Source organism: Mesorhizobium sp. W016, from assembly GCF_054719485.1.
Genome location: NZ_JBTTIF010000002.1, coordinates 1,334,038 through 1,352,742, shown reverse-complemented (window position 1 = coordinate 1,352,742; position 18,705 = coordinate 1,334,038). Strand labels below are relative to the sequence as shown.

General features: G+C 64.5%; 13 protein-coding genes. 7 read left to right on the top strand and 6 right to left on the bottom strand.

Annotated elements, in window-relative coordinates; genetic code table 11:
- Positions 1–957, bottom strand: a complete 957-nt coding sequence (locus ACYG9V_RS07070; protein WP_023694233.1) for an N-acetylmuramic acid 6-phosphate etherase — start codon at positions 955–957, stop codon at positions 1–3.
- 199 nt (positions 958–1,156) lie between these two features.
- Here ACYG9V_RS07070 and ACYG9V_RS07065 point away from each other — a divergent pair, with 199 nt between their 5' ends.
- The 6 genes from ACYG9V_RS07065 (at position 1,157) to ACYG9V_RS07040 (ending at position 8,261) form a co-directional block, all read left to right on the top strand.
- Positions 1,157–2,035 carry a glucosamine kinase nucleotide-binding domain-containing protein gene (locus ACYG9V_RS07065; protein WP_023668846.1) on the top strand — a complete coding sequence of 293 codons (879 nt, stop codon included), beginning with the start codon at positions 1,157–1,159 and terminating at the stop codon, positions 2,033–2,035.
- Positions 2,032–2,814, top strand: coding sequence for a GntR family transcriptional regulator (locus ACYG9V_RS07060; RefSeq protein ID WP_023668847.1), 783 nt, complete (start codon positions 2,032–2,034; stop codon positions 2,812–2,814). The genes ACYG9V_RS07065 and ACYG9V_RS07060 overlap by 4 nt, the downstream gene beginning before the upstream one ends.
- A complete protein-coding gene (locus ACYG9V_RS07055) occupies positions 2,811–3,842 on the top strand; it encodes an SIS domain-containing protein (protein WP_023684262.1) in 1,032 nt (343 codons plus the stop codon). Before ACYG9V_RS07060 ends, ACYG9V_RS07055 begins: the two co-directional genes overlap by 4 nt.
- A complete protein-coding gene (nagA, locus tag ACYG9V_RS07050) occupies positions 3,839–5,014 on the top strand; it encodes an N-acetylglucosamine-6-phosphate deacetylase (protein WP_352763964.1) in 1,176 nt (391 codons plus the stop codon). Before ACYG9V_RS07055 ends, nagA begins: the two co-directional genes overlap by 4 nt.
- Before the next feature lie 9 nt (positions 5,015–5,023).
- A complete protein-coding gene (locus tag ACYG9V_RS07045) occupies positions 5,024–6,136 on the top strand; it encodes an NAD(P)/FAD-dependent oxidoreductase (RefSeq protein ID WP_352763962.1) in 1,113 nt (370 codons plus the stop codon).
- A 70-nt stretch (positions 6,137–6,206) separates the two neighbouring features.
- Positions 6,207–8,261, top strand: coding sequence for an ABC transporter ATP-binding protein/permease (locus ACYG9V_RS07040; RefSeq protein ID WP_352763960.1), 2,055 nt, complete (start codon positions 6,207–6,209; stop codon positions 8,259–8,261).
- Positions 8,262–8,333: 72 nt separating this feature from the next.
- On the opposite strand, the gene ACYG9V_RS07035 is transcribed toward ACYG9V_RS07040, so the two are convergent.
- A complete protein-coding gene (locus tag ACYG9V_RS07035; RefSeq protein ID WP_352763957.1) occupies positions 8,334–9,845 on the bottom strand; it encodes a malonate--CoA ligase in 1,512 nt (503 codons plus the stop codon).
- Positions 9,846–9,898: 53 nt separating this feature from the next.
- Between ACYG9V_RS07035 and ACYG9V_RS07030 the strand changes: the two genes are divergently transcribed.
- Positions 9,899–10,024 carry a hypothetical protein gene (locus tag ACYG9V_RS07030; protein WP_352763954.1) on the top strand — a complete coding sequence of 42 codons (126 nt, stop codon included), beginning with the start codon at positions 9,899–9,901 and terminating at the stop codon, positions 10,022–10,024.
- Positions 10,025–10,075: 51 nt separating this feature from the next.
- Here ACYG9V_RS07030 and ACYG9V_RS07025 read toward each other — a convergent pair whose 3' ends face one another.
- From ACYG9V_RS07025 to ACYG9V_RS07010, 4 genes are all read right to left on the bottom strand, one after another.
- On the bottom strand, positions 10,076–10,813 hold the full coding sequence (locus ACYG9V_RS07025) for a GntR family transcriptional regulator (protein ID WP_023668851.1): 738 nt from the start codon (positions 10,811–10,813) through the stop codon (positions 10,076–10,078).
- A 494-nt stretch (positions 10,814–11,307) separates the two neighbouring features.
- Positions 11,308–11,985, bottom strand: a complete 678-nt coding sequence (gene rpe / locus ACYG9V_RS07020; RefSeq protein WP_023668852.1) for a ribulose-phosphate 3-epimerase — start codon at positions 11,983–11,985, stop codon at positions 11,308–11,310.
- A gap of 376 nt (positions 11,986–12,361) precedes the next feature.
- Entirely contained in the window at positions 12,362–16,219 is a 3,858-nt protein-coding gene (locus ACYG9V_RS07015; protein WP_352763951.1) for a DUF7929 domain-containing protein, read from the bottom strand.
- A gap of 10 nt (positions 16,220–16,229) precedes the next feature.
- Positions 16,230–18,503, bottom strand: a complete 2,274-nt coding sequence (locus ACYG9V_RS07010) for a hypothetical protein (RefSeq protein WP_352763948.1) — start codon at positions 18,501–18,503, stop codon at positions 16,230–16,232.
- Positions 18,504–18,705 lie beyond the last annotated feature (202 nt).

Here is an 18,705-nt window from a genome sequence, read left to right as displayed (position 1 = left end):
CTAGTCTCCCTGTTGACCTTTTTCAGGTTCGGTTTTGAGAACAGGGGCCTTCGCGCCCTTGTTCCCCTCGATCGCGGAAAGGGCTGGCCGCAGCTTCTGGCCGGTCCCTTCCAGTATCTTCTCGGCCGCAACGGCGTTGGCAGCGCCGGCGGCGAGCAGAATGGCTGTCTTGACGACGCCGCCGCTCGCTTCGAGCAGCCGCACGGCGTCTTGCCGGTCGCGGCCGCTGATAGCGGCGACGATGCGAGCCGCGCGGTCGCGCAGCTTGATGTTGTCGGCGGTGAGATTGACCATGTAGCCGTCATGGACATGGCCGAGATGAATGGCGGTAAGCGTCGACAGCATGTTGAGCGCGATCTTCTGGGCAGTGCCGGCGCCCATGCGCGTCGAGCCGGCAATCACCTCCGGTGGCGTCTCGAGCAGTATGGCGACGTCGGCCAGCCTGAGCAGGGGCGTGTCCTTGTTGTTGGCAATGGCGATGGTTGCCGCGCCCCGGCTGCGCGCATCCTTCAGCGCCTGCACCGCATAGGGCGTCGAGCCGCTGGCCGAAATCGTGATCAGGCAGTCGCCCTTGCCGATGCCGGCGCCGGCAATTGCCGTCGAGGCTTCGTCGGTGTCGTCTTCCGGTCCGCCGGCCAGGGTCTTGAAAGCGTCGTCGCCACCGGCGATGAGGATGGCGATGCGTTCGCGCTTGATGCCGAAGGTGCCGGGCAACTCCAGCGCGTCGGCCAGCGCCATCAGGCCGGAGCTGCCGGCCGCAGCATAGGCGAGCTTGCCGCCGCCGTTCAGCCGCCCGGCGATGATTTCGGCTGCGGCGGCGATGGCGGGAATGGCGTCGCGCACAGCCTTGGCGGCCTCGATCTGCGCATTGACCAAAGAAGAAAGGATGGCGTCCGGGGCCTGGATGTCCAGTCCCTCGGCATTGCTGTGAAGCGCTTCGGTGCGCGGTTCGGCCATCCCTGTCCCTCCGATGGAAGAACAATACCAAAAAAATACCACTTGTCCACACGCATTAACGAAATTGCGAACTGGAAAGCGTTGAGCCAGCAAAATTCCCGGGTTTTTCAACCTGATACGCCTTAATCTTTTTGAAACGGAAATTAATCCCTTGGCTATTGGTATTTTATTGGTATTATCCGCCCGGAGGAGACATCGCGTGAAATTCGTGCTCGGTATCGACGGCGGCGGCACCAGCTGCAGGGCAGCCCTTGCGACAGGCGATGGCGTTGTCATTGGCCGTGCCAAAAGCGGCGCCGCCAACATCCGCACCGATCTCACCGGCGCTCGCACCCACATCGTCGAGGCTGCTCGTCAGGCCTTCATCGCCGCCGGGCAAGATCCGGACCTGATCCCGCAGACACCAGCCATTCTCGGCCTTGCCGGCGCCAATGTCGGCACCTACCGCCAGCAGCTTGAAGCAATCCTGCCGTTCAGCATCAGCCGCGTCGAGACGGACGCCGAGATCGCGCTCGAAGGGGCAGTCGGCTCTGGTGACGGCGCCATGGCCATCCTCGGCACCGGCACCGCCTATATGGCGCGCAAGGGCGGCACGTCGCGCGCCATCGGCGGCTGGGGCTTTCAGGTCGGTGATCAAGGCAGCGGCGCCCGGATCGGCCGCGACCTGCTGGAGCAGACGCTGCTCGCCCATGACGGCGTCCGGCCGCGCTCAGCCCTGACCGACAGCATGATGGCCATTTTCCGCAACAATCCCGAAGACGTGGTCGAGTTCACCACCAATGCCAAGCCCGGCGATTTCGGCGGCTTCGCGCCCAAGGTTTTCGAGCATGCCGAGAAGGGCGACAGCGTCGCCAACTGGATCGTGGACAAGTCGGTTGCCGATGTCGAGGCGTCGCTCCACGCGCTCGACCTCTCTGATGACGCCCCGCTCTGCCTGCTCGGCGGGCTGGCGCCGCTCTATGGGCCGCGCCTTTCCCAGCGCTACCAGGCGCTGCTGAAAGCGCCGCTCGACGATGCCCTGGGCGGCGCCGTGCAGATGGCGGCCCGCATCTTCGTCAAAGCGGAGGCGACGCGATGAGCGATGCCGCCGACCAGATCTTCGCCACGCTGAGGCAGTCGTCGCAGAGCGGCGCCCCGCTCTACCTGCAGCTCAGGAAAAGCATCGAGGACGCCGTCAATCGCGGCCTGATCGGGCCGGGCGATGCGCTGCCTTCCGAGCGCGACATCGCCACCAAGGCCGACATTTCGCGCGTCACCGTCCGCAAGGCGGTGCAGGACCTAGTCAAGGGCGGCATCCTCGTGCAGCGCCACGGCTCCGGCACCTTCGTGGCGCCGCGCATGGAGCGCGTCGAGCAGTCGCTGTCCAGGCTCACTTCATTCACCGAGGACATGGCAAGGCGCGGCATGGCGGTGCGTTCAGCCTGGCTCGACCGCGACCTCTACCCGCCCTCGCCCGACGAGATGATGGTGCTCGGCCTGTCCTCGAACGAGCTGGTGGCGCGCGTGGCGCGCCTGCGCATCGCAAACGACACGCCGCTGGCCATCGAGCGCGCCTCGTTGTCGGCCAGCGTGCTGCCGGATCCGGCCGGGATAGGCTCGTCACTCTATGCGGCGCTGCAACTGACCGGCAACCGGCCGGTGCGGGCGGTGCAGCGCATTTCCGCCGCCAATCTCGGCGACGCCGATGCGCGTCTGCTCGAAGTGCCATCCGGCATTGCCGGCCTGCACATCGAACGCATTTCCTATCTCGCGAGCGGCAAGGTGATCGAGTTCACCCGCTCCATCTACCGCGGCGACGCCTATGATTTCGTCGCCGAACTGCGCCTGACAGGGCCGAGCGAAGAGGGCCGACCATGATCCCCAAGACCACCCATATGCGGCGCGAGATCGACGAAATTCCGCAAGCCGTCGCGCGTCTGCTCGATGGCTCGGCGGCGGTGCTGACCGAGGCCGGACGCGGCATTCGCGAGCGCGATCCGAGCTTCGTCGTTACCGTCGCGCGCGGTTCGTCCGACCATGCCGCCACCTTCATGAAATATGCCGTCGAACTGACCGCCGGCCTGGCCGTCGCTTCGGTCGGTCCATCGGTCGCCTCGATCTACGGCGCCAAGCTCAAGCTCGCCGGTTCGGCTTGCCTCGCCATCTCGCAATCCGGCAAAAGCCCTGATATCGTCGCCATGGCCGAGACGGCACGAGCCGGCGGTGCGCTCACCGTCGCCATCACCAACACCGCCGATTCGCCGCTGGCGCGGGCTTCGGATTTTGCCATCGACATTCTGGCCGGCCCCGAGCGCAGCGTCGCGGCGACCAAGACATTCGTCAATTCGGCGGTCGCCGGCCTGGCGCTGATGGCGCATTGCACCGGCGACGACAGACTGCTGGCCGCCCTTGCCCGCCTGCCCGAGCATTTCAGCAAGGCGATCGCCTGCGACTGGATGGCGCTGGCCGGCGCATTGGAGACGCCGCAATCGCTGTTCATCCTAGGACGTGGCCCGTCGGCGGCGATGGCCAACGAGGCGGCGCTGAAATTCAAGGAGACCTGCGGCATGCATGCAGAGGCCTATAGCGCCGCCGAAGTCATGCACGGCCCGCTGGCCCTGGTCGGGCCAGGCTTCCCGGTGCTGGCGCTCGCCGCCCGCGATGCCTCCGAGCCGTCCGTGGCAGAGGCTGCCGACAACCTTGCCGGCAAGGGTGCAGCCGTTTTTGTAACCTCGGACAAAGCCAAGAGCGCGGCGCGGCTGCCGCATGTCGCCACCGGTCATCCCTTGACTGACCCGCTGACGCTGATCGTCTCCTTCTACGGCTTCGTCGAAGCCTTCGCCCGCCATCGCGGCCTCGATCCGGATGTACCGCGCAATCTGCGCAAGGTGACGGAAACCGTATGAGCGACCGTTTTGCCCTGACTGGCGCCCGAATTTTCGATGGCGACGACTGGCATGACAACGCCGCCCTTGTCGTGCACGGCGATGTGGTCGAAGGCATTCATCCCGCCGGCGCCATTCCGTCGGGCGTTGCCCGCATCGACGCCAGGGGCGGCATGCTGGTGCCGGGTTTTGTCGACCTGCAGGTCAATGGCGGCGGCGGCGTCATGCTCAACGACCATCCCGATGTCGCCTCGCTGGCAACAATCTGCCGGGCGCATGCGCCGTTCGGCACCACGGCGTTGCTGGCGACGCTGATCACCGACACGCCTGGGATCACCACAGCGGCCATTGCCGCCGGCACCGAGGCGGCTCGGCAAAAGCTGCCGGGGTTTCTCGGCCTGCATCTCGAGGGACCGCATCTCTCCGTCGCCCGCAAGGGCGCGCATGACCCGGCGCTGATCCGGCCGATGACGGATGCGGATGAAGCGGCGCTGGTCGCGGCACGCAAAAACCTGCCGGTGCTGCTGACGACGATAGCGCCTGAATCCGTCGAGCCTGCCCGCGTTGCGGCCTTGGCCAAGGCCGGTGTGATTGTCAGCCTCGGCCATTCCGACACCGGCTACGCCACGGCCAGAGCCTTTGCCGATGTCGGCGCCAGCGTGGTCACACATCTGTTCAACGCCATGAGCCAGATCGGCAACCGTGAGCCGGGGCTGGCGGGTGCGGCCATTGACATAGGCAGTCTGTCGGCCGGGATCATTGCCGACGGCATCCATGTCGATCCCGCCACCATGGCAATCGCGCTGCGCGCCAAGCAGGGACCGGGCAGCATCGTGCTGGTCACCGACGCCATGGCGACGATCGGCACCGACATGACCTCGTTCACCCTCAACGGCCGCATCATCTATCGCAAGGATGGCAGCCTGAGGCTGGCCGACGGCACGCTGGCCGGCGCCGATCTCGATATGATCTCGGCCGTCCGCTACATGCACAGGATCGTCGGGCTGGACCTGTCGGAAGCGCTGCGCATGGCCTCGCTTTATCCCGCGCAGGCGGTCGGCCAGGCACACCGGCTCGGCCGCTTCGCCAATGGCACGGCTGCCGATATCGTCGCCTTGTCGGACAACCTCGACGTCAAGGGCGTTTGGATCGGCGGCGACAAGGTTTTTGCAGGCGCGGGAAGTTCGCGCTAAAGTCCACTTATGCATGATGTCGACTGCGTTGTCGCTGGCGCCGGTGTTGTCGGCCTCGCCATTGCCCGCGCGCTGGCGCTGTCGGGCCGCGAGGTGCTGGTGGTCGAGAAGGCCGCAGCCATCGGCACCGGCACCAGTTCGCGCAATTCGGAAGTCATCCATGCCGGGCTTCATTATACGCCGGGCAGCCTGAAGGCCCGTCTCTGCGTCAACGGCCGCGAGCGTCTCTATGCCTATTGCCGCGAGCATGGCGTCGCCCATCGTCGCACCGGCAAACTGATCGTTGCCGTCGAACCCGACCAGTTGGATAAACTGCAGGCGATCCAGATCAACGCGGCGCAATGCGGAGTCGGTGACCTCAAGCTTTTGACGCGCGCAGAGGCCAAAAGCCTGGAACCGGCGCTGAGCTGCGCCGGCGCGCTGCTGTCGCCGTCGACCGGCATCGTCGACAGTCAGGCGCTGATGCTGTCATTGCGTGGTGACGCGGAAGCGGCCGGCGCATCTTTCGCCTTGCTCACCGTTGTCTCAGGCGCGAGCATCGAAGCCGATGGCATCCGGATCGACACGCGCGACGCCGATGGCGAGGGTTTCACCTTGAAGACCGGCGCCTTCATCAACGCCGCCGGCCTCGACGCGCAGGCGCTCGCCGGCCGCATCGAAGGCCTCCCGCAAGACCGTGTTCCGCCGCTGTGGCTGGCGCGCGGCAATTATTTCGCGCTTTCCGGTCGCTCGCCCTTTTCGCGGCTGATCTATCCGGTGCCGGTCCATGGCGGCCTCGGCGTGCATCTGACCCTCGACATGTCGGGGAGCGCGCGCTTTGGCCCGGATGTCGAATGGATCGATCGCGTCGACTATACCGTCGATCCCGCACGAGGCGCTGCCTTCTACGACGAAATCAGGCGCTACTGGTCCGGCCTGGCGGACGGCGCCCTGCAACCGGCCTATGCCGGCGTCAGGCCGAAACTGTCCGGTCCGGGCCAGCCGGCCGCCGACTTCGTCATCCAGGGACCGGCTGACCACGGGGGCGGTCAGATCGTCAATCTGTTCGGCATCGAGAGCCCTGGCCTTACCGCCAGCCTCGCCATGGCAGAGCATGTCGTTGGGCTTTTATATCCGCAATGACGGGCGTTCTGAAACGTCGGGCAGGCGCATACCATGAAACCTTTTGATATGGAGGTCGTTGTCGGGGCATATGTCCGAGGCAAAACCCAAATCGAAACCGGCCGACGGCATCGAAGCGCGCGATGCCACGAAGTCGCGCCGGGAAAAGCCGTCACGGCAAACGCGCGGAGATGGACCGCGCGAGGACACGCCGCGCGAGAAAAAAGCAGCGGCCGCCGAAGCCGCGTCCGAGCCCGTTGGCGAGGCTGCGCCGCCGCCGGATGCCGTCGAACCCGATCCCAAGCTGACGCCTGAGCAGGCCGAGCAGGCGCGCAAGAAATATCTGCTGCGGCGTTTCTGGATCAGCGGGCGCGGCTATTGGGGGAGGCATGGCGACAAGCTCGCCTGGCCTTTAACGATCGGAGTGCTGCTGCTGATCTGCATCAACATCGGTTTCCAGTATGGCATCAATGTCTGGAACCGCTCGATGTTCGATGCCCTCGAGCAGCGCAACGCCCGCACAGTCTATCTCCTCAGCGCCGTATTCGTGCCGCTGGTGATCTGCAGCGGCAGCCTTGTCGTTGCGCAGGTCTATCTGCGCATGACGATCCAGCGCCGCTGGCGTTCCTGGCTGACCACCGGGGTCGTCGCGCGCTGGCTGGCAAACGGCCGCTACTACCAGCTGAACCTCGTGGGCGGCGACCACCAGAACCCCGAGGCCCGCATGACCGAGGATCTGCGCATCGCCACCGAGTCGCCGGTCGATTTCACCGCCGGCGTCATTAACGCGTTCCTGTCGGCCTCGACCTTTATCGTCGTGCTGTGGACCATCGGCGGCGCGCTCACCCTGCCGATCGGCCGTGAGAGCATCACCATTCCCGGCTTTCTGGTCATCACCGCGATCATCTATGCCGCCATCACCTCGACCTCGATGGTGGTCATCGGCCGCGACTTCGTCCAGCTCTCCGAGCGGAAGAACCAGGCGGAGGCCGAACTGCGCTACACGCTGACGCGCGTGCGCGAAAACGGCGAGAGCATCGCCTTGCTGGGAGGCGAGGACGAGGAGCGCAGCGGCATCGACAGAAATTTCGGCCACGTGCTGAGGCAATGGGCTCTGCTGACCGGACAGCACATGCGCACGGCGGCGGTGTCGCAGGGATCGAGCCTGTTTGCGCCGGTCGTGCCGATCCTGCTGTGCGCGCCAAAATTCCTCGAAGGCTCGATGACGCTTGGCGAGGTGATGCAGGCGGCGTCTGCCTTTGGCATCGTGCAAGGCGCGTTCGGCTGGCTGGTCGACAACTATCCGCGCCTCGCCGACTGGAACGCCTCCGCGCGGCGCATTGCCTCGCTGATGATGTCGCTCGACGGGCTCGAGCGCGCCGAGCAGAGCGATGCGCTCGGACGCATCAACCGGGGCGAAGCGGAAGACGGCGCCATCCTCAGCCTCGACAATCTTTCCGTGACACTCGACGACGGCACCTCCGTGGTCAAGGAAACCGAGGTCGTGATCGAGCCGGGCGAGCGGGTGCTGGTTTCAGGCGAATCCGGTTCAGGCAAGTCGACGCTGGTGCGGGCCGTCGCGGGCCTGTGGCCATGGGGCGGCGGCAGCGTCAATTTCCACACCGACAGGCGCCTGTTCATGCTGCCGCAACGCCCCTACATCCCTTCCGGAACGCTTCGCCGCGCGGTCGCCTATCCCGCGGCGGCGGAGAAGTGGACCATCAAGCAAATCAAGGCTGCCCTCGGCAAGGTGGGGCTTGGCTATCTCACCGGCAGGATCAAGGAAGAGGCGCCATGGGACCAGACGCTGTCGGGCGGCGAAAAGCAACGCCTCGCCTTCGCGCGCCTGCTGCTGCATCGCCCCGATATCGTGGTGCTGGATGAAGCGACTTCGGCGCTCGACGAGAAGAGCCAGGACACGATGATGTTGACGGTGATCCGCGAACTGCCTGACGTCACCATCATCAGCGTGGCGCATCGTGCGGAGCTCGAAGCCTTCCATAGCCGCAAGATCACCCTGGAGCGGCGCGAGGGCGGCGCCAAGCTCGTTAGCGACGTCGACCTCATCCCGCGCAAGCGCAAACGCAGCCTGCTGAACCGGGCTTTGTGGGGTTCCAGCAATCGGGTGAAAAAGCCGCGCAGGTAAAAGGCGCCACTGCCGAACCGCGAACAGATGTCCAGGCGAAGCGCTTGGGCAAAGACATTAGCCGGCTATGGATTAGCCGTAGAGACCCTTGTAGGTCTCGCGCAGCAGGTTCTTCTGCACCTTGCCCATCGTGTTGCGCGGCAGCTCATCGACGAAGATCACCTGCTTCGGGTGCTTGTATTTGGCCAGCTGGCCGGCAATGGCGCCAACGATCTCGGCCCCGGTGATCTGCGATGCCGGCGCCCGCACCACGACAGCGGTGACGCCTTCGCCGAAATCGGGATGGGCAATTCCGATGACGGCACTTTCCAAGACGCCGGCAACGGCGTCGATCTCGCTCTCGATCTCCTTGGGATAGATGTTGTAGCCGCCGGAGATAATGAGATCCTTGCCGCGGCCGACGATGTGGACGTAGCCGTCCGCGTCGATGATGCCGAGGTCGCCGGTGATGAAGAAGCCGTCCTTGCGAAACTCCGCCTTGGTTTTTTCCGGCATGCGCCAATAGCCGGAAAAGACATTCGGACCTTTGACCTCGATCATGCCGATTTCACCCTGGCCAAGCGCATCGCCGCTGTCAGGGTCGGCGATGCGCAGCGAAACGCCGGGCAGCGGGAAGCCGACCGTGCCGGCCCGACGCTCGCCCTCATAGGGGTTCGACGTGTTCATGTTGGTCTCGGTCATGCCGTAGCGCTCGAGAATGGCGTGGCCGGTGCGCTCGCGCCAGGCCTTGTGCGTTTCGGCGAGCAGCGGCGCCGAGCCGGAAACGAACAGGCGGATGTTCTTCGCCGCCTGGGCATCCAGCCCGTCCTGCTGCAGGAGCCTGGTATAGAAGGTCGGCACTCCCATCAGCACTGTCGCGCGGGGCAAGAGCGAGACGATGCGGCCGGCGTCGAATTTCCGCTCGAACAGCATCGAGGCGCCGGCCATCAGGGTGACGTTGGTGGCGACGAACAAGCCGTGCGTATGGAAGATCGGCAACGCGTGGGTCAGCACGTCATCCCCGGTGAAACGCCATTGCTCGACCAGCACGCGCGCATTGGAGGCCAGGTTTTCATGGCTGAGCATGGCGCCCTTGGAGCGTCCGGTGGTGCCGGATGTGTAAAGGATTGCGGCCAGATCGTCCGGCCCGCGCGCCACGGCGTCGAAATCCGTGGGCTGTTGTGCCGCCAGTGCGGTCAGCGAGCCCTCACCATTGCTGCCAAGCGTGACGGTGGCAGCACCCGACGCCTGCGCCAACGGCGCGATAGCGCCGGCGCGGGCCGGGTCGCAGACGACCAGCCGCGGCTCGGCATCCCCGAAGAAATAGCCGAGTTCGGCCAGCGTGTAGGCGGTGTTGAGCGGCAGGAAGACCGCGCCGGCGCGCAGGCAGGCGAGGTAAAGGAAAATGCATTCGGGGCTTTTTTCGACCTGCACGGCAACGCGGTCGCCAGGCTCGACGCCGAAATGCCTCAGCGCATGTGCCAGCTGTGCCGATTGCGCCAGCGTGTCGCCATAGGCGATCGCGCGTCCGTCATCGGTCGACATCAGGATGCGCTTGGAGGCTGAAATCCGGCCGCGGAACGCGTCGAGCAGGTGATTGGTCATGCGCATTTCCTAGAGATGGTGCCGAAAAGTGTGAAGCGGTTTCGGAGGACATCATGCTCTATCCCTTTGATTTAAAGCCGGATGGCCTTGGAACAAAGGAAACGATTTCGCCTCCGTCCGGCAAAAACGTGAAATCGGGTTTTGCCGCCGATCAGATGAAGGCAAGCGGACTTGGATAACGGGCGATTTTGGATAGCGGGCGGATTTTGGATAGCGGACCGGAAGCGCTTCTATCTGCGGCTGCGCAGCGCCTTGGTGGCGCTCACGCGTGGATCGCCGCTGTCGTTGAAGCGCTCCATGCACATGGCTGCCGTCAGACGGTAGTGGCTGAGGAGGGCTTCAACGGCGCCATCGGCATCGCCATCCACCGTGCGCTCCGCAATCAGCCGATGTTCACTGATTTCGTCGCGCTCGCTGCCGTCCTGGGAGATCAGCCGGTAACGGGAGGCCTGATCCGAAAGCTGGTCGCAAAAGCCGGTCAGCCAATGCGAGCGGCAGCCTGCGATCAGTGCCCGATGGAAGGCGCGGTGCAGCTTTTCCCATTCCGGATTGTTCGAGGACGGATCCTCCGGCAAGCGGCGCGGGGCACGCGCCAGGCGATGCAAGGCCAGCACGAGCTGCTCTTCCCATTCGCCGGTGCGGTTGGCAATGGATTCACGCAGCGCCCGCTCTTCCAGCCAGCAGCGGGTGCGCGTCAATTCCTCGAGTTCCGGGGCACTGACCGGCATGATGAAGAAACCGCGCTGGTCGTGGCGGCCGAGCAGGCCTTCCGAAGCAAGTCGGTTGAGGGCCTCGCGAACCGGTGAGGCGCCGGCGCCGTAACGGGAAACCACCCATTCGACACGAAGCTTGCTTTCACTTTCAAACACGCCGCGCAGGAGATCGTCGCGAAGCTGTTGATAGACCGTACTAGCGAGTGTGCTCTTGGGTCCCGCGCCTTCGCTCACATCGGCAGATCCGTAGGTCAATATGACTCCTGTAGCTCTCCCATGCTCCGCTAGCCCGTTCGCGAAGCAAACGATTTCCCCTGTAAATTTACTGTAACTCCTAAGGCATCCGCCCCTCAAGCGAAAGATCACGATATTCGACTTAAAGAGGAAGGTTGACCGCATCTTATCCGCCGGAAGTAACTAAAATCGTGAAAAACTTGTTCTTCTGAAGAAAGTTTGTCTGCCAGCATGGCAGGTGTCCTCGAGAAACAGCTTCGAGATCCCGAATACGGATAATTTTTTCTTAACGCGCGTCATGCCGCCGGATTGACCTCTCCCCGCATGCAGATCCCTTCGGCAGTTATCCACTAGATTTATGGGCCAAAACTAGTGCCGGATGCCGCGATCCTGTCGCTTGCCGCGATGCCCTTGCGGCTGCCACCCGTTGACGGCTTTTTGGGAGATCGAAGGATCAGGCAGGGAGATCAGGCCGAGGAGAACCGACCAGCCGGGAACTTGCCCTGGAACTGATGTCAGCCGGCAGCCCGGTCGGCCGCGGTTCGGATGGCTTCTATATTGGCCCGGTAGGCTTCGACGCTGCCGCCCTTGAAGATGGCGGCGCCTGCCACCAGCACATCGGCGCCGGCTGATGTGACCAGGGGGGCGGTTTCCGGCGACACGCCGCCGTCGATCTCGATGCGAATCGGCCGGTTGCCGATCAGCGCTTTCACCCGCTTGACCTTGTCGACCATGGCCGGGATGAAGGCCTGGCCGCCAAAGCCCGGATTGACGGTCATGATCAGGATCAGGTCGAGCCGGTCGAGCACATATTCGATCGCACTTTCCGGCGTCGCCGGATTGAGCGATACGCCGGCCTTCTTGCCGAGACCCTTGATGGTCTGAAGCGAGCGGTCGAGATGCGGTCCGGCCTCGGCATGCACGGTCATGCCGTCGCAGCCGGCATCGGCAAAGGCGGCCAGATAAGGATCGGCCGGCGCAATCATCAAATGGCAGTCGAAAAAGGCCTTGGTGCGGTTGCGGATGGCCTTGATCACCGGCGGGCCGAAGGTGATGTTGGGCACGAAATGCCCGTCCATCACGTCGAGATGGATCCAGTCGGCGCCGGCCGCCGTCACCGCCTCGACCTCGTCGCCGAGCTTCGAGAAATCCGACGCCAGCACCGATGGCGCGATCAGGGTCTTCCTGCTCATGATGCGGCCCCTTTGGGCGCCCTGTTTGCGGGCGCGATCCAAACGTCTGCCTAGACCATGATCCCGAAAAGGGAAAGTCGGTATTTGTTGTGCTAGGAGCGGCCCGGCTGATGCCTTACCTGCTCGGCCTCGCTTCCGGTTATGGCCCAATTGGCGAAAACAGAAAGGAGAGCTCAGACGGGAAAGACCGTCTCTTCCATGCTGACGTCGCTGGACGGCTTTATCGAGGGACCGTCGGGCGACAGCGGCTTGCTGGTGTCCGAGGAAGATTGCACCGGCATTTCAACGACGAGATGCGGCGGACCCCGATCGCGCTGACGAAAAAAACCCGCCGAATCGCTCCGGCGGGGTTCTGAATTTTGACTCGTATCAGATCCTATGGCTTGAAGTTGGCCGCCGGATCCCTTTGCGGCTGTACCTGCGTCTGCGGCGTGCGCTTCGGTATGAACTGCTGAAGGACACCTGGATTGAGCAACAGGGTCGGATCGAGCGACGGCTGCTGCCGGATCGCCCTGCAGTTCGGGAACCGACCAACCGTGCCTTCGGGGCAGCGCCGCTTGATGATCGGCACGCACTGGCCGCCGACCATCTGCGAGCCCGGGGCGCAGTCTCCCACCTGCGGCCTCGGCTTGCGGCATGCGCCGTCGATCACCTGGGTGCCGCGCGGGCAAACACACTCGCCGCGCTTGTTGTGCACCTGGCCGCGTATGTCGCACTGTTCCAGCACAGGCTTCTTCTGCCGGCAGGCATTGCCTTGCACCTCGGTACCCCGCGGGCAGACACAATTGCCGTTGGCGTCGTGGACCTGGCCGCGGATCGAGCACTGCTCGGGCTTCGGCCGGATCGGCCGGCAGACCTTGCCCCTGACTTCTGTGCCGTCCGGGCAGACGCAATCGCCATTGGCGTTTTGGATCTGACCACGGATCGAGCATTGTTCAGGCTTTGGCCGGATCGGCCGGCAGGCTCCATTGCGCACCTCTGTCCCACGCGGGCAGACACAATCGCCATCGGCGTCATGAACCTGGCCGCGTATGCCGCACTGCTCGGGCTTCTGCTTGTCGCGCACGCAGGCATTTGCCTGTCGGTCGAGATGCGTACCTTCCGGGCAGTAGCAGCCATTGCCGTCCGACGTCGGGACCGAACCGGGGATGGTGCAGCCAGGCTTGTCGGTCTTGACGCAAGCGCCGTTCTCAAGCTCGGTTCCGCGCGGGCAGACACAGCGTCCATCCTCGGTGCGGATCTGGCCCTTGAGCAGCACGCAGGGCCTCGGATCCTTCGGCTGGATGATGACGCCGCCGTCGGGCGAGCACTGGCCGTTGCGGAACGTCGTGCCTTCCGGACACACGCACCGGCCGGCATCGTTCATGACGAAGCCTGGCGAGCATTCCTTCTTCACCTCGCGCTTGATGGTGAACGGATGGCAGGCATAGGCCTTGCCGCGATCGCCCTGGACGTTGGTCAGGTCGCCGGGCAGTACGTCGCCGCCGCCTTGCACCCTGGTGTCGGGAGACAAGACGCCGACGCAGTTCCGGCCGCTGACGTTGCCCCGCAGATTGACCAGGGGAGCGTCGGGAAGGACCACGGTGACCTTGTGCACATGGCTTTCCCCGGCGCCGAGCGTCAGGTTGGCAATGCAGGTCAACGGCAAGGTCGTCGGTTCGGGCGAGCAGCCGAAGGGCGGTTCGATTGCGGTGATCGCGACGCCTTGCAGCCGCCCCAGCCCGTCCACCCCGATCGCATCGCCGATGCGGACCGGACCGGAGAAGGCGGTCTGGCCATCATTGGTGATGGTGATCTCGAACGAGCAGGGTTGCCCCGGCTGGCACTCGGCATCGCCGGTCTTCTTGACGCTGATGGTGGACGTGCCGCCGCCCTTGGCGCAGGCCTGGCCGATCGGGTAGACGACGTCGTCTCCAGGGGCCGGGCCGTATGAGCCGCGTGCGCAGTTCTCGAACGCGCCATTGGCCAAGACCGTCACGTCGAAGTGCCTGGAGGTTCCGGGCGTCATCGCGGCGCCGGGTATCTGGCATGACAGCGCATTGGCCGGAACCGCTCCGCAGGCCCATTCCGCACCGTCGGGTGTGACGGTCTGGATCTGGACCGGCGCGCCACCCGATATCAGCGTGGCAGCATCGTTGACCCGCACCGGACCGGTGGGGGCAGCGGTGCCAAGGCTGATGACGGTGATGCGGCAGGAAACCACCGCCGCACCGGCGAGCGAGCCATTGCAGGCCTTGGTGATGCGTAGGGTCGGCTTGCCGCCATTGGGATGACGGAAGCGTTCCTTGGCGCAGGCCTTGTTGTTGGTGAGGTCGACCTCACCGGGGACGGGCTTCAGCGCCGCGCAGTTCTCGACCGAATCCGACTGGTAGCCGGCCGGCATGACCGCCTTGACGACGATCGGCGTCGAGGCGCCCGGCATCAGCACGATGCTTGCATTGTCGCAGCGGAACTGGCCGGGACCGTTCGGTCCGCATGTCCAGGGCGGAGACGGGCCGAAGGTCGAAGAGGCCGGCGCGCCGCCCGGGTAATTGTCGACAACCGTCAACGGCCCATTATAGGGGACGCTGCCATTGTTGATGATGTCGATCACGAAGTAGCAGATGCCGTCGGGCGTGCAGACCGGGATGCGGGCACGCTTCTTCAGGATCAAGTCGACCTTCTTGTCGACCGGGGGCCGGCAATCGCGGTCGCGGTCGCCACGCCGGCAGATCGGGATCGAGGCACAGCCGCGATCGTTCTGCTGGCTGCCGAACAGCGGCTTGCCGCTGGCGCCGTAATTATAGGTGGCGCAGTTGCGCAACGCGCTGCCTTGCCAACCACCCGCCGGCTTGAAGCCGAGCTTGAGGTTGATGGAGGCCCCCGGATTGAGCGTGGTCACCGGATAGGTGCACGTCATCGGGGTCACGCCGGGCATGCATACCCAGGGCGGGTTGGGCCCTGAATCCAGAGTCGAGCCGGCCGGCAGCGTCACCTCGTCGAGCACGATCTTGCCGTGATACGGCCCGTCGCCGACATTGGTGACCTTGATGGTGAAGTCGCAGCCGCCGCCCATCGTGCAACGCGTCACGTCGGCGCGTTTCTCGACCTTGAGGTCCGGTTCCTTGTCCTTGGGGGGACATCTCAAGTCACGCGGGATGACGATGTCGATGGTCTGCGTGCAGCATAGTCCCCAACCCTCCTTCGGGCCGGCATAGGTCTCGATGCCGGTGACGATGAGGTGGATGACGTCGCCGGGCGATGCACCGACGATCTTCCAGTTCAGCACACCGCCGCCCGCCGGCACCAATTGCGTGTCGGGGATGATGGTGATGCCTGGGGTCGTCGTCGATACCTGCACCCATTTGCCGCCCATCTCCGGGCCGACAGGCATGTGGTAGATGAACGCGCCGCCGCCTTGCACGCAATCGACCGTGCCGCGCTCCACCTTGAAACATTCCCGGTCGGGAGGCGGAGGCCGCTTGTCACAATTGGTGAGGTCGATCTTGATCGAGGTCTTGGCCCCGGTCTTGTAGTCGCCGTCGTCGGGCTTGCCCGGATCCTGCGACGGGATGATGGCCCCCGTGCCGACGCCCGGCGTCACCTTGATCATGCCCTGGTTGTCGACGATGGTCGGCGAAGGAAACGCCGCATGGTCGATCTTGGCGGTGATCTTGAAATTGATGACGCGTTCATTGCCAGCCCCAGCGCCGTCGAGATCGGTGGTGGAAATCCGGAAATCGGAAACCGTTGCCGTATCGTTCGGATTAGCCGAGGTGCTGATTGTCGCACCCGGCAGCGGTCCGCCAGACGCATCCGTGCCGTCGCCGGACACGTTGACGTTGACGATCGCAAGACCGAGCGGAAGCTGATCCTTGAAGTCGAGTTGGAGTTTCTTCAGCCTGGCCGAAAAGCTTGGGTCGGCAAAGCCTTGCGAGTCGCCGCGCAGGCCAAAGCTCAGGGAGTAGACGACGTAGTCGCAGCTCCTCTGTGTGCCTGTTTTGGTGAAGAACGGCACGATCCGTTCCGGCCTCGGATTGACGATTTTTGAATTGTCGAGGTCGAGCCGCAGTTCCGGAGTGATCGGGACTGCATCTTCGGCGTGGCTTGCCACAGGGGTGAACATGGCGACCGCGATACCGGCCGCCATCAGCCAGCGCGCGCCGCGCCTGGCATATGACAGGGGTTTCATGATGGTCTCCATGACGTTGGATTGACTGCTGTTCGCGGTCGGGGAAAGTGCGAGATTTTTCATCTTCCCCTCCTCAACGTTCGCAGCTGACGGCTGGGGTTCTGAGCGGCAAAGTCATCTTGCAGCAAGGGTAGTAGCCACCCTTGTCCTTGTCGGACTGCCTGTAGAAGCAAAGTCCAACATCAACTCTGTCGCCCGGAGAATGGCCGGTGATGTCGACCGTGTAAGGCTTGCCGGGAGCATGCGACTGGGGTGATGTCACCCCGACGCCTGGTGTCCTGGACTTTGTCTCACTGGAAGGCTGGACCTTGATCGAATCGCCGCCAAAGCCGGCATGGTCATGGAGATAGAGGTCGGCCTGGAGGCCGCGAGGCGTGCAGTAGAACTGAACATCCTCGACATCGATGCACGGAGGCAGATCGCCGGGCGGTGGGAAGTCCGGCGGATAGAACGGCGGCAGATAACCGCCTGGGATCTCTTCATAATAGCCGGCACGGCCTTCGCAGGGGTGCCAGACCTCGACGTCGCCGACATGGCCTTCCACTTCCGGGTCTTCGAAATAGCCGTCGAAGTCGACGAACCACGAGCCGAAAGGCGGCACGTTGGCCGGCTTGACCAACGGCGTCGGCGTGATCTGCACGCCGTGCACGGCAAGCGGCCCGCCGGCGGCGAGCTGGTCGGCAAGTGTCGGGTTGTCGCGCAGCTTGTCGCCGGTGTTGACCAGCGTGTCGGTGCACACGCCGGTGTCGAGATTGCCGTCGGCGTCATAGCCATATTGCAGGTCGAGCCCACCGGCCGACTGCCGGTTTCCTTGCGGGAAGCCGACCGCATATTCCTGCGGCTCTTCCACCCAGACCGATTCCGTCGCCGGATCGTCCGGGTTTTCGCGCCAGTAGCGGATGACCTCGCCCTTGCCGGAATCGGCGAACTGGCTGTAATCGTAGCGATTCTCGACCGGGCCGCGCTGCGCCAGATACATGAAACCCTGGTTGTCGAAGGCGATGTCGGTGACGGCGTAGTCCTTGTCGGCCTTGACCGTCAGCTCCCAGCGCGGATCACCGGCAAAGCTGCCATCGCGGGCAATGCCAACCGACCAGATCTCGGCCTTTTCGCCGACCGAATAATAGAGCCGGCCGCCATGATAGGCGACGGACCAGACGCGGCGTTCGTCCTGCGTGTAGCCCCATGTGTCGGGGTCTTCCGAGTCGAAGGCAGCACCCTGTATGTCCATCACCGCACCGTCATCGGCGACGGGAGCCAGCCCATGCGCCGGCCGCCCGGCAACGCCGTGATCGAATGTGTCGATCAGCGTGCCGTTGGCATCGAGGCGGTGGATGAGGCCGGTGCCGAGATCGCTGGCGAAGAACTCGCGGTGATTGCTGTCGAAGCTGATGTCGCCCATGCCGGAACCGCTGTTGGTGTCAATGTCGGCGAATTTGGAGACCGCGCCGGTGATGCCGTCGATCTTCCAGATCGTGCCCGGACCGCCACCGCTTTCGGTGCCGAACTGGCCGTCCATGAAGACGGCGCCTGCGGTTCCGCGGCGCTGTCGCTCGGGCCGACCGTCGGCATCTTCGTCCGGGGTGACGATACGGATGCCGTGCAGGGAGGTAGCGCCGGCATAGAGATTGGGGACGCCCGAGGGAACGCCGTCGCGCACACCGTCATCATAGGTGATGGCGAATACCTGGCCGATCTGTTCGGCCGTCACCTCGAAAGGCGGCGGCGTGTAGACGAGCTGGCCGGAAGCCGGTCCGCCGAGCGCCGAAACGTCGAAGACGCGCAAGGTGGCGCGCGTCGTGTCGATGAAGGTTTCGTCGACCGGGTCGACGCCGGGCGGCAGCCCCCCCCTTTCGGAATCGGCAGAGTCGAAATTGGGAATGACGGTGCCGGAAAATCCGGTGACCGCCATCGAGCCGGGATAGATGATCTGGGTTTCCTGCGCTTGGGCGGCTGTGCCCAACCAGAGCGCGGCGCTCAGCGCCAGGGCAAGCAAACCGCCGGCCAGATGGAGCGAACGGCGCAAACCGCCGCTTGGAGACGACATGGACGCGCCGCGATCGCAGGACATAAAACTCCCCCCGAAGTTTTCGGGAGGAACATCCGGTCCGGCCGCGCGAAACAGGGCAAGGCGCGGCGTTCCGGCACGTTCGTCCCTGATCGAATTGTCTGCTTTCCTCATCTTCACGATACGCCTGCTCCTGCGCAGGGTCAACGGAATCAGCCGAAAGCCCAGCACATCGACTCCATCCCGAAGGCGGTGGTCGCGCTGAGCTTGCGTTGGTCCCGGAGACCGTGGAGCCTCTGGGGTCCTGGTCATGGGGGCATCCTTTCCGGCCCGCACCATGCGGCGCCTGGTCGTCAGTCGCAGGCTGGAGCGGAAAGGTTCATGCAAAACGGCGGCCGGGTCTGTCCGCCATTTCACAGAGGCGCGGCCAATTCCTTGTGTCAACTCAAGGTGGAAAACAGTCTTGGCGCGCGAAAGACCGGCCGGCTTACTTACCGTCAGTGCCGGCTTCTGCTAGCGTCTTCCCAACCCTGGGGGGATC

Bases quoted from the DNA above. Each gene is read 5' to 3' on its own strand.
- ACYG9V_RS07045 (WP_352763962.1), top strand. From the start codon at position 5,024: ATGCATGATGTCGACTGCGTTGTCGCTGGCGCCGGTGTTGTCGGCCTC.
- ACYG9V_RS07015 (WP_352763951.1), bottom strand. From the start codon at position 16,219: ATGAAAAATCTCGCACTTTCCCCGACCGCGAACAGCAGTCAATCCAAC.
- ACYG9V_RS07035 (WP_352763957.1), bottom strand. From the start codon at position 9,845: ATGACCAATCACCTGCTCGACGCGTTCCGCGGCCGGATTTCAGCCTCC.
- ACYG9V_RS07040 (WP_352763960.1), top strand. From the start codon at position 6,207: ATGTCCGAGGCAAAACCCAAATCGAAACCGGCCGACGGCATCGAAGCG.
- ACYG9V_RS07030 (WP_352763954.1), top strand. From the start codon at position 9,899: ATGCTCTATCCCTTTGATTTAAAGCCGGATGGCCTTGGAACAAAGGAA.
- rpe (WP_023668852.1), bottom strand. From the start codon at position 11,985: ATGAGCAGGAAGACCCTGATCGCGCCATCGGTGCTGGCGTCGGATTTC.
- nagA (WP_352763964.1), top strand. From the start codon at position 3,839: ATGAGCGACCGTTTTGCCCTGACTGGCGCCCGAATTTTCGATGGCGAC.
- ACYG9V_RS07055 (WP_023684262.1), top strand. From the start codon at position 2,811: ATGATCCCCAAGACCACCCATATGCGGCGCGAGATCGACGAAATTCCG.
- ACYG9V_RS07070 (WP_023694233.1), bottom strand. From the start codon at position 957: ATGGCCGAACCGCGCACCGAAGCGCTTCACAGCAATGCCGAGGGACTG.
- ACYG9V_RS07010 (WP_352763948.1), bottom strand. From the start codon at position 18,503: ATGGTGCGGGCCGGAAAGGATGCCCCCATGACCAGGACCCCAGAGGCT.
- ACYG9V_RS07060 (WP_023668847.1), top strand. From the start codon at position 2,032: ATGAGCGATGCCGCCGACCAGATCTTCGCCACGCTGAGGCAGTCGTCG.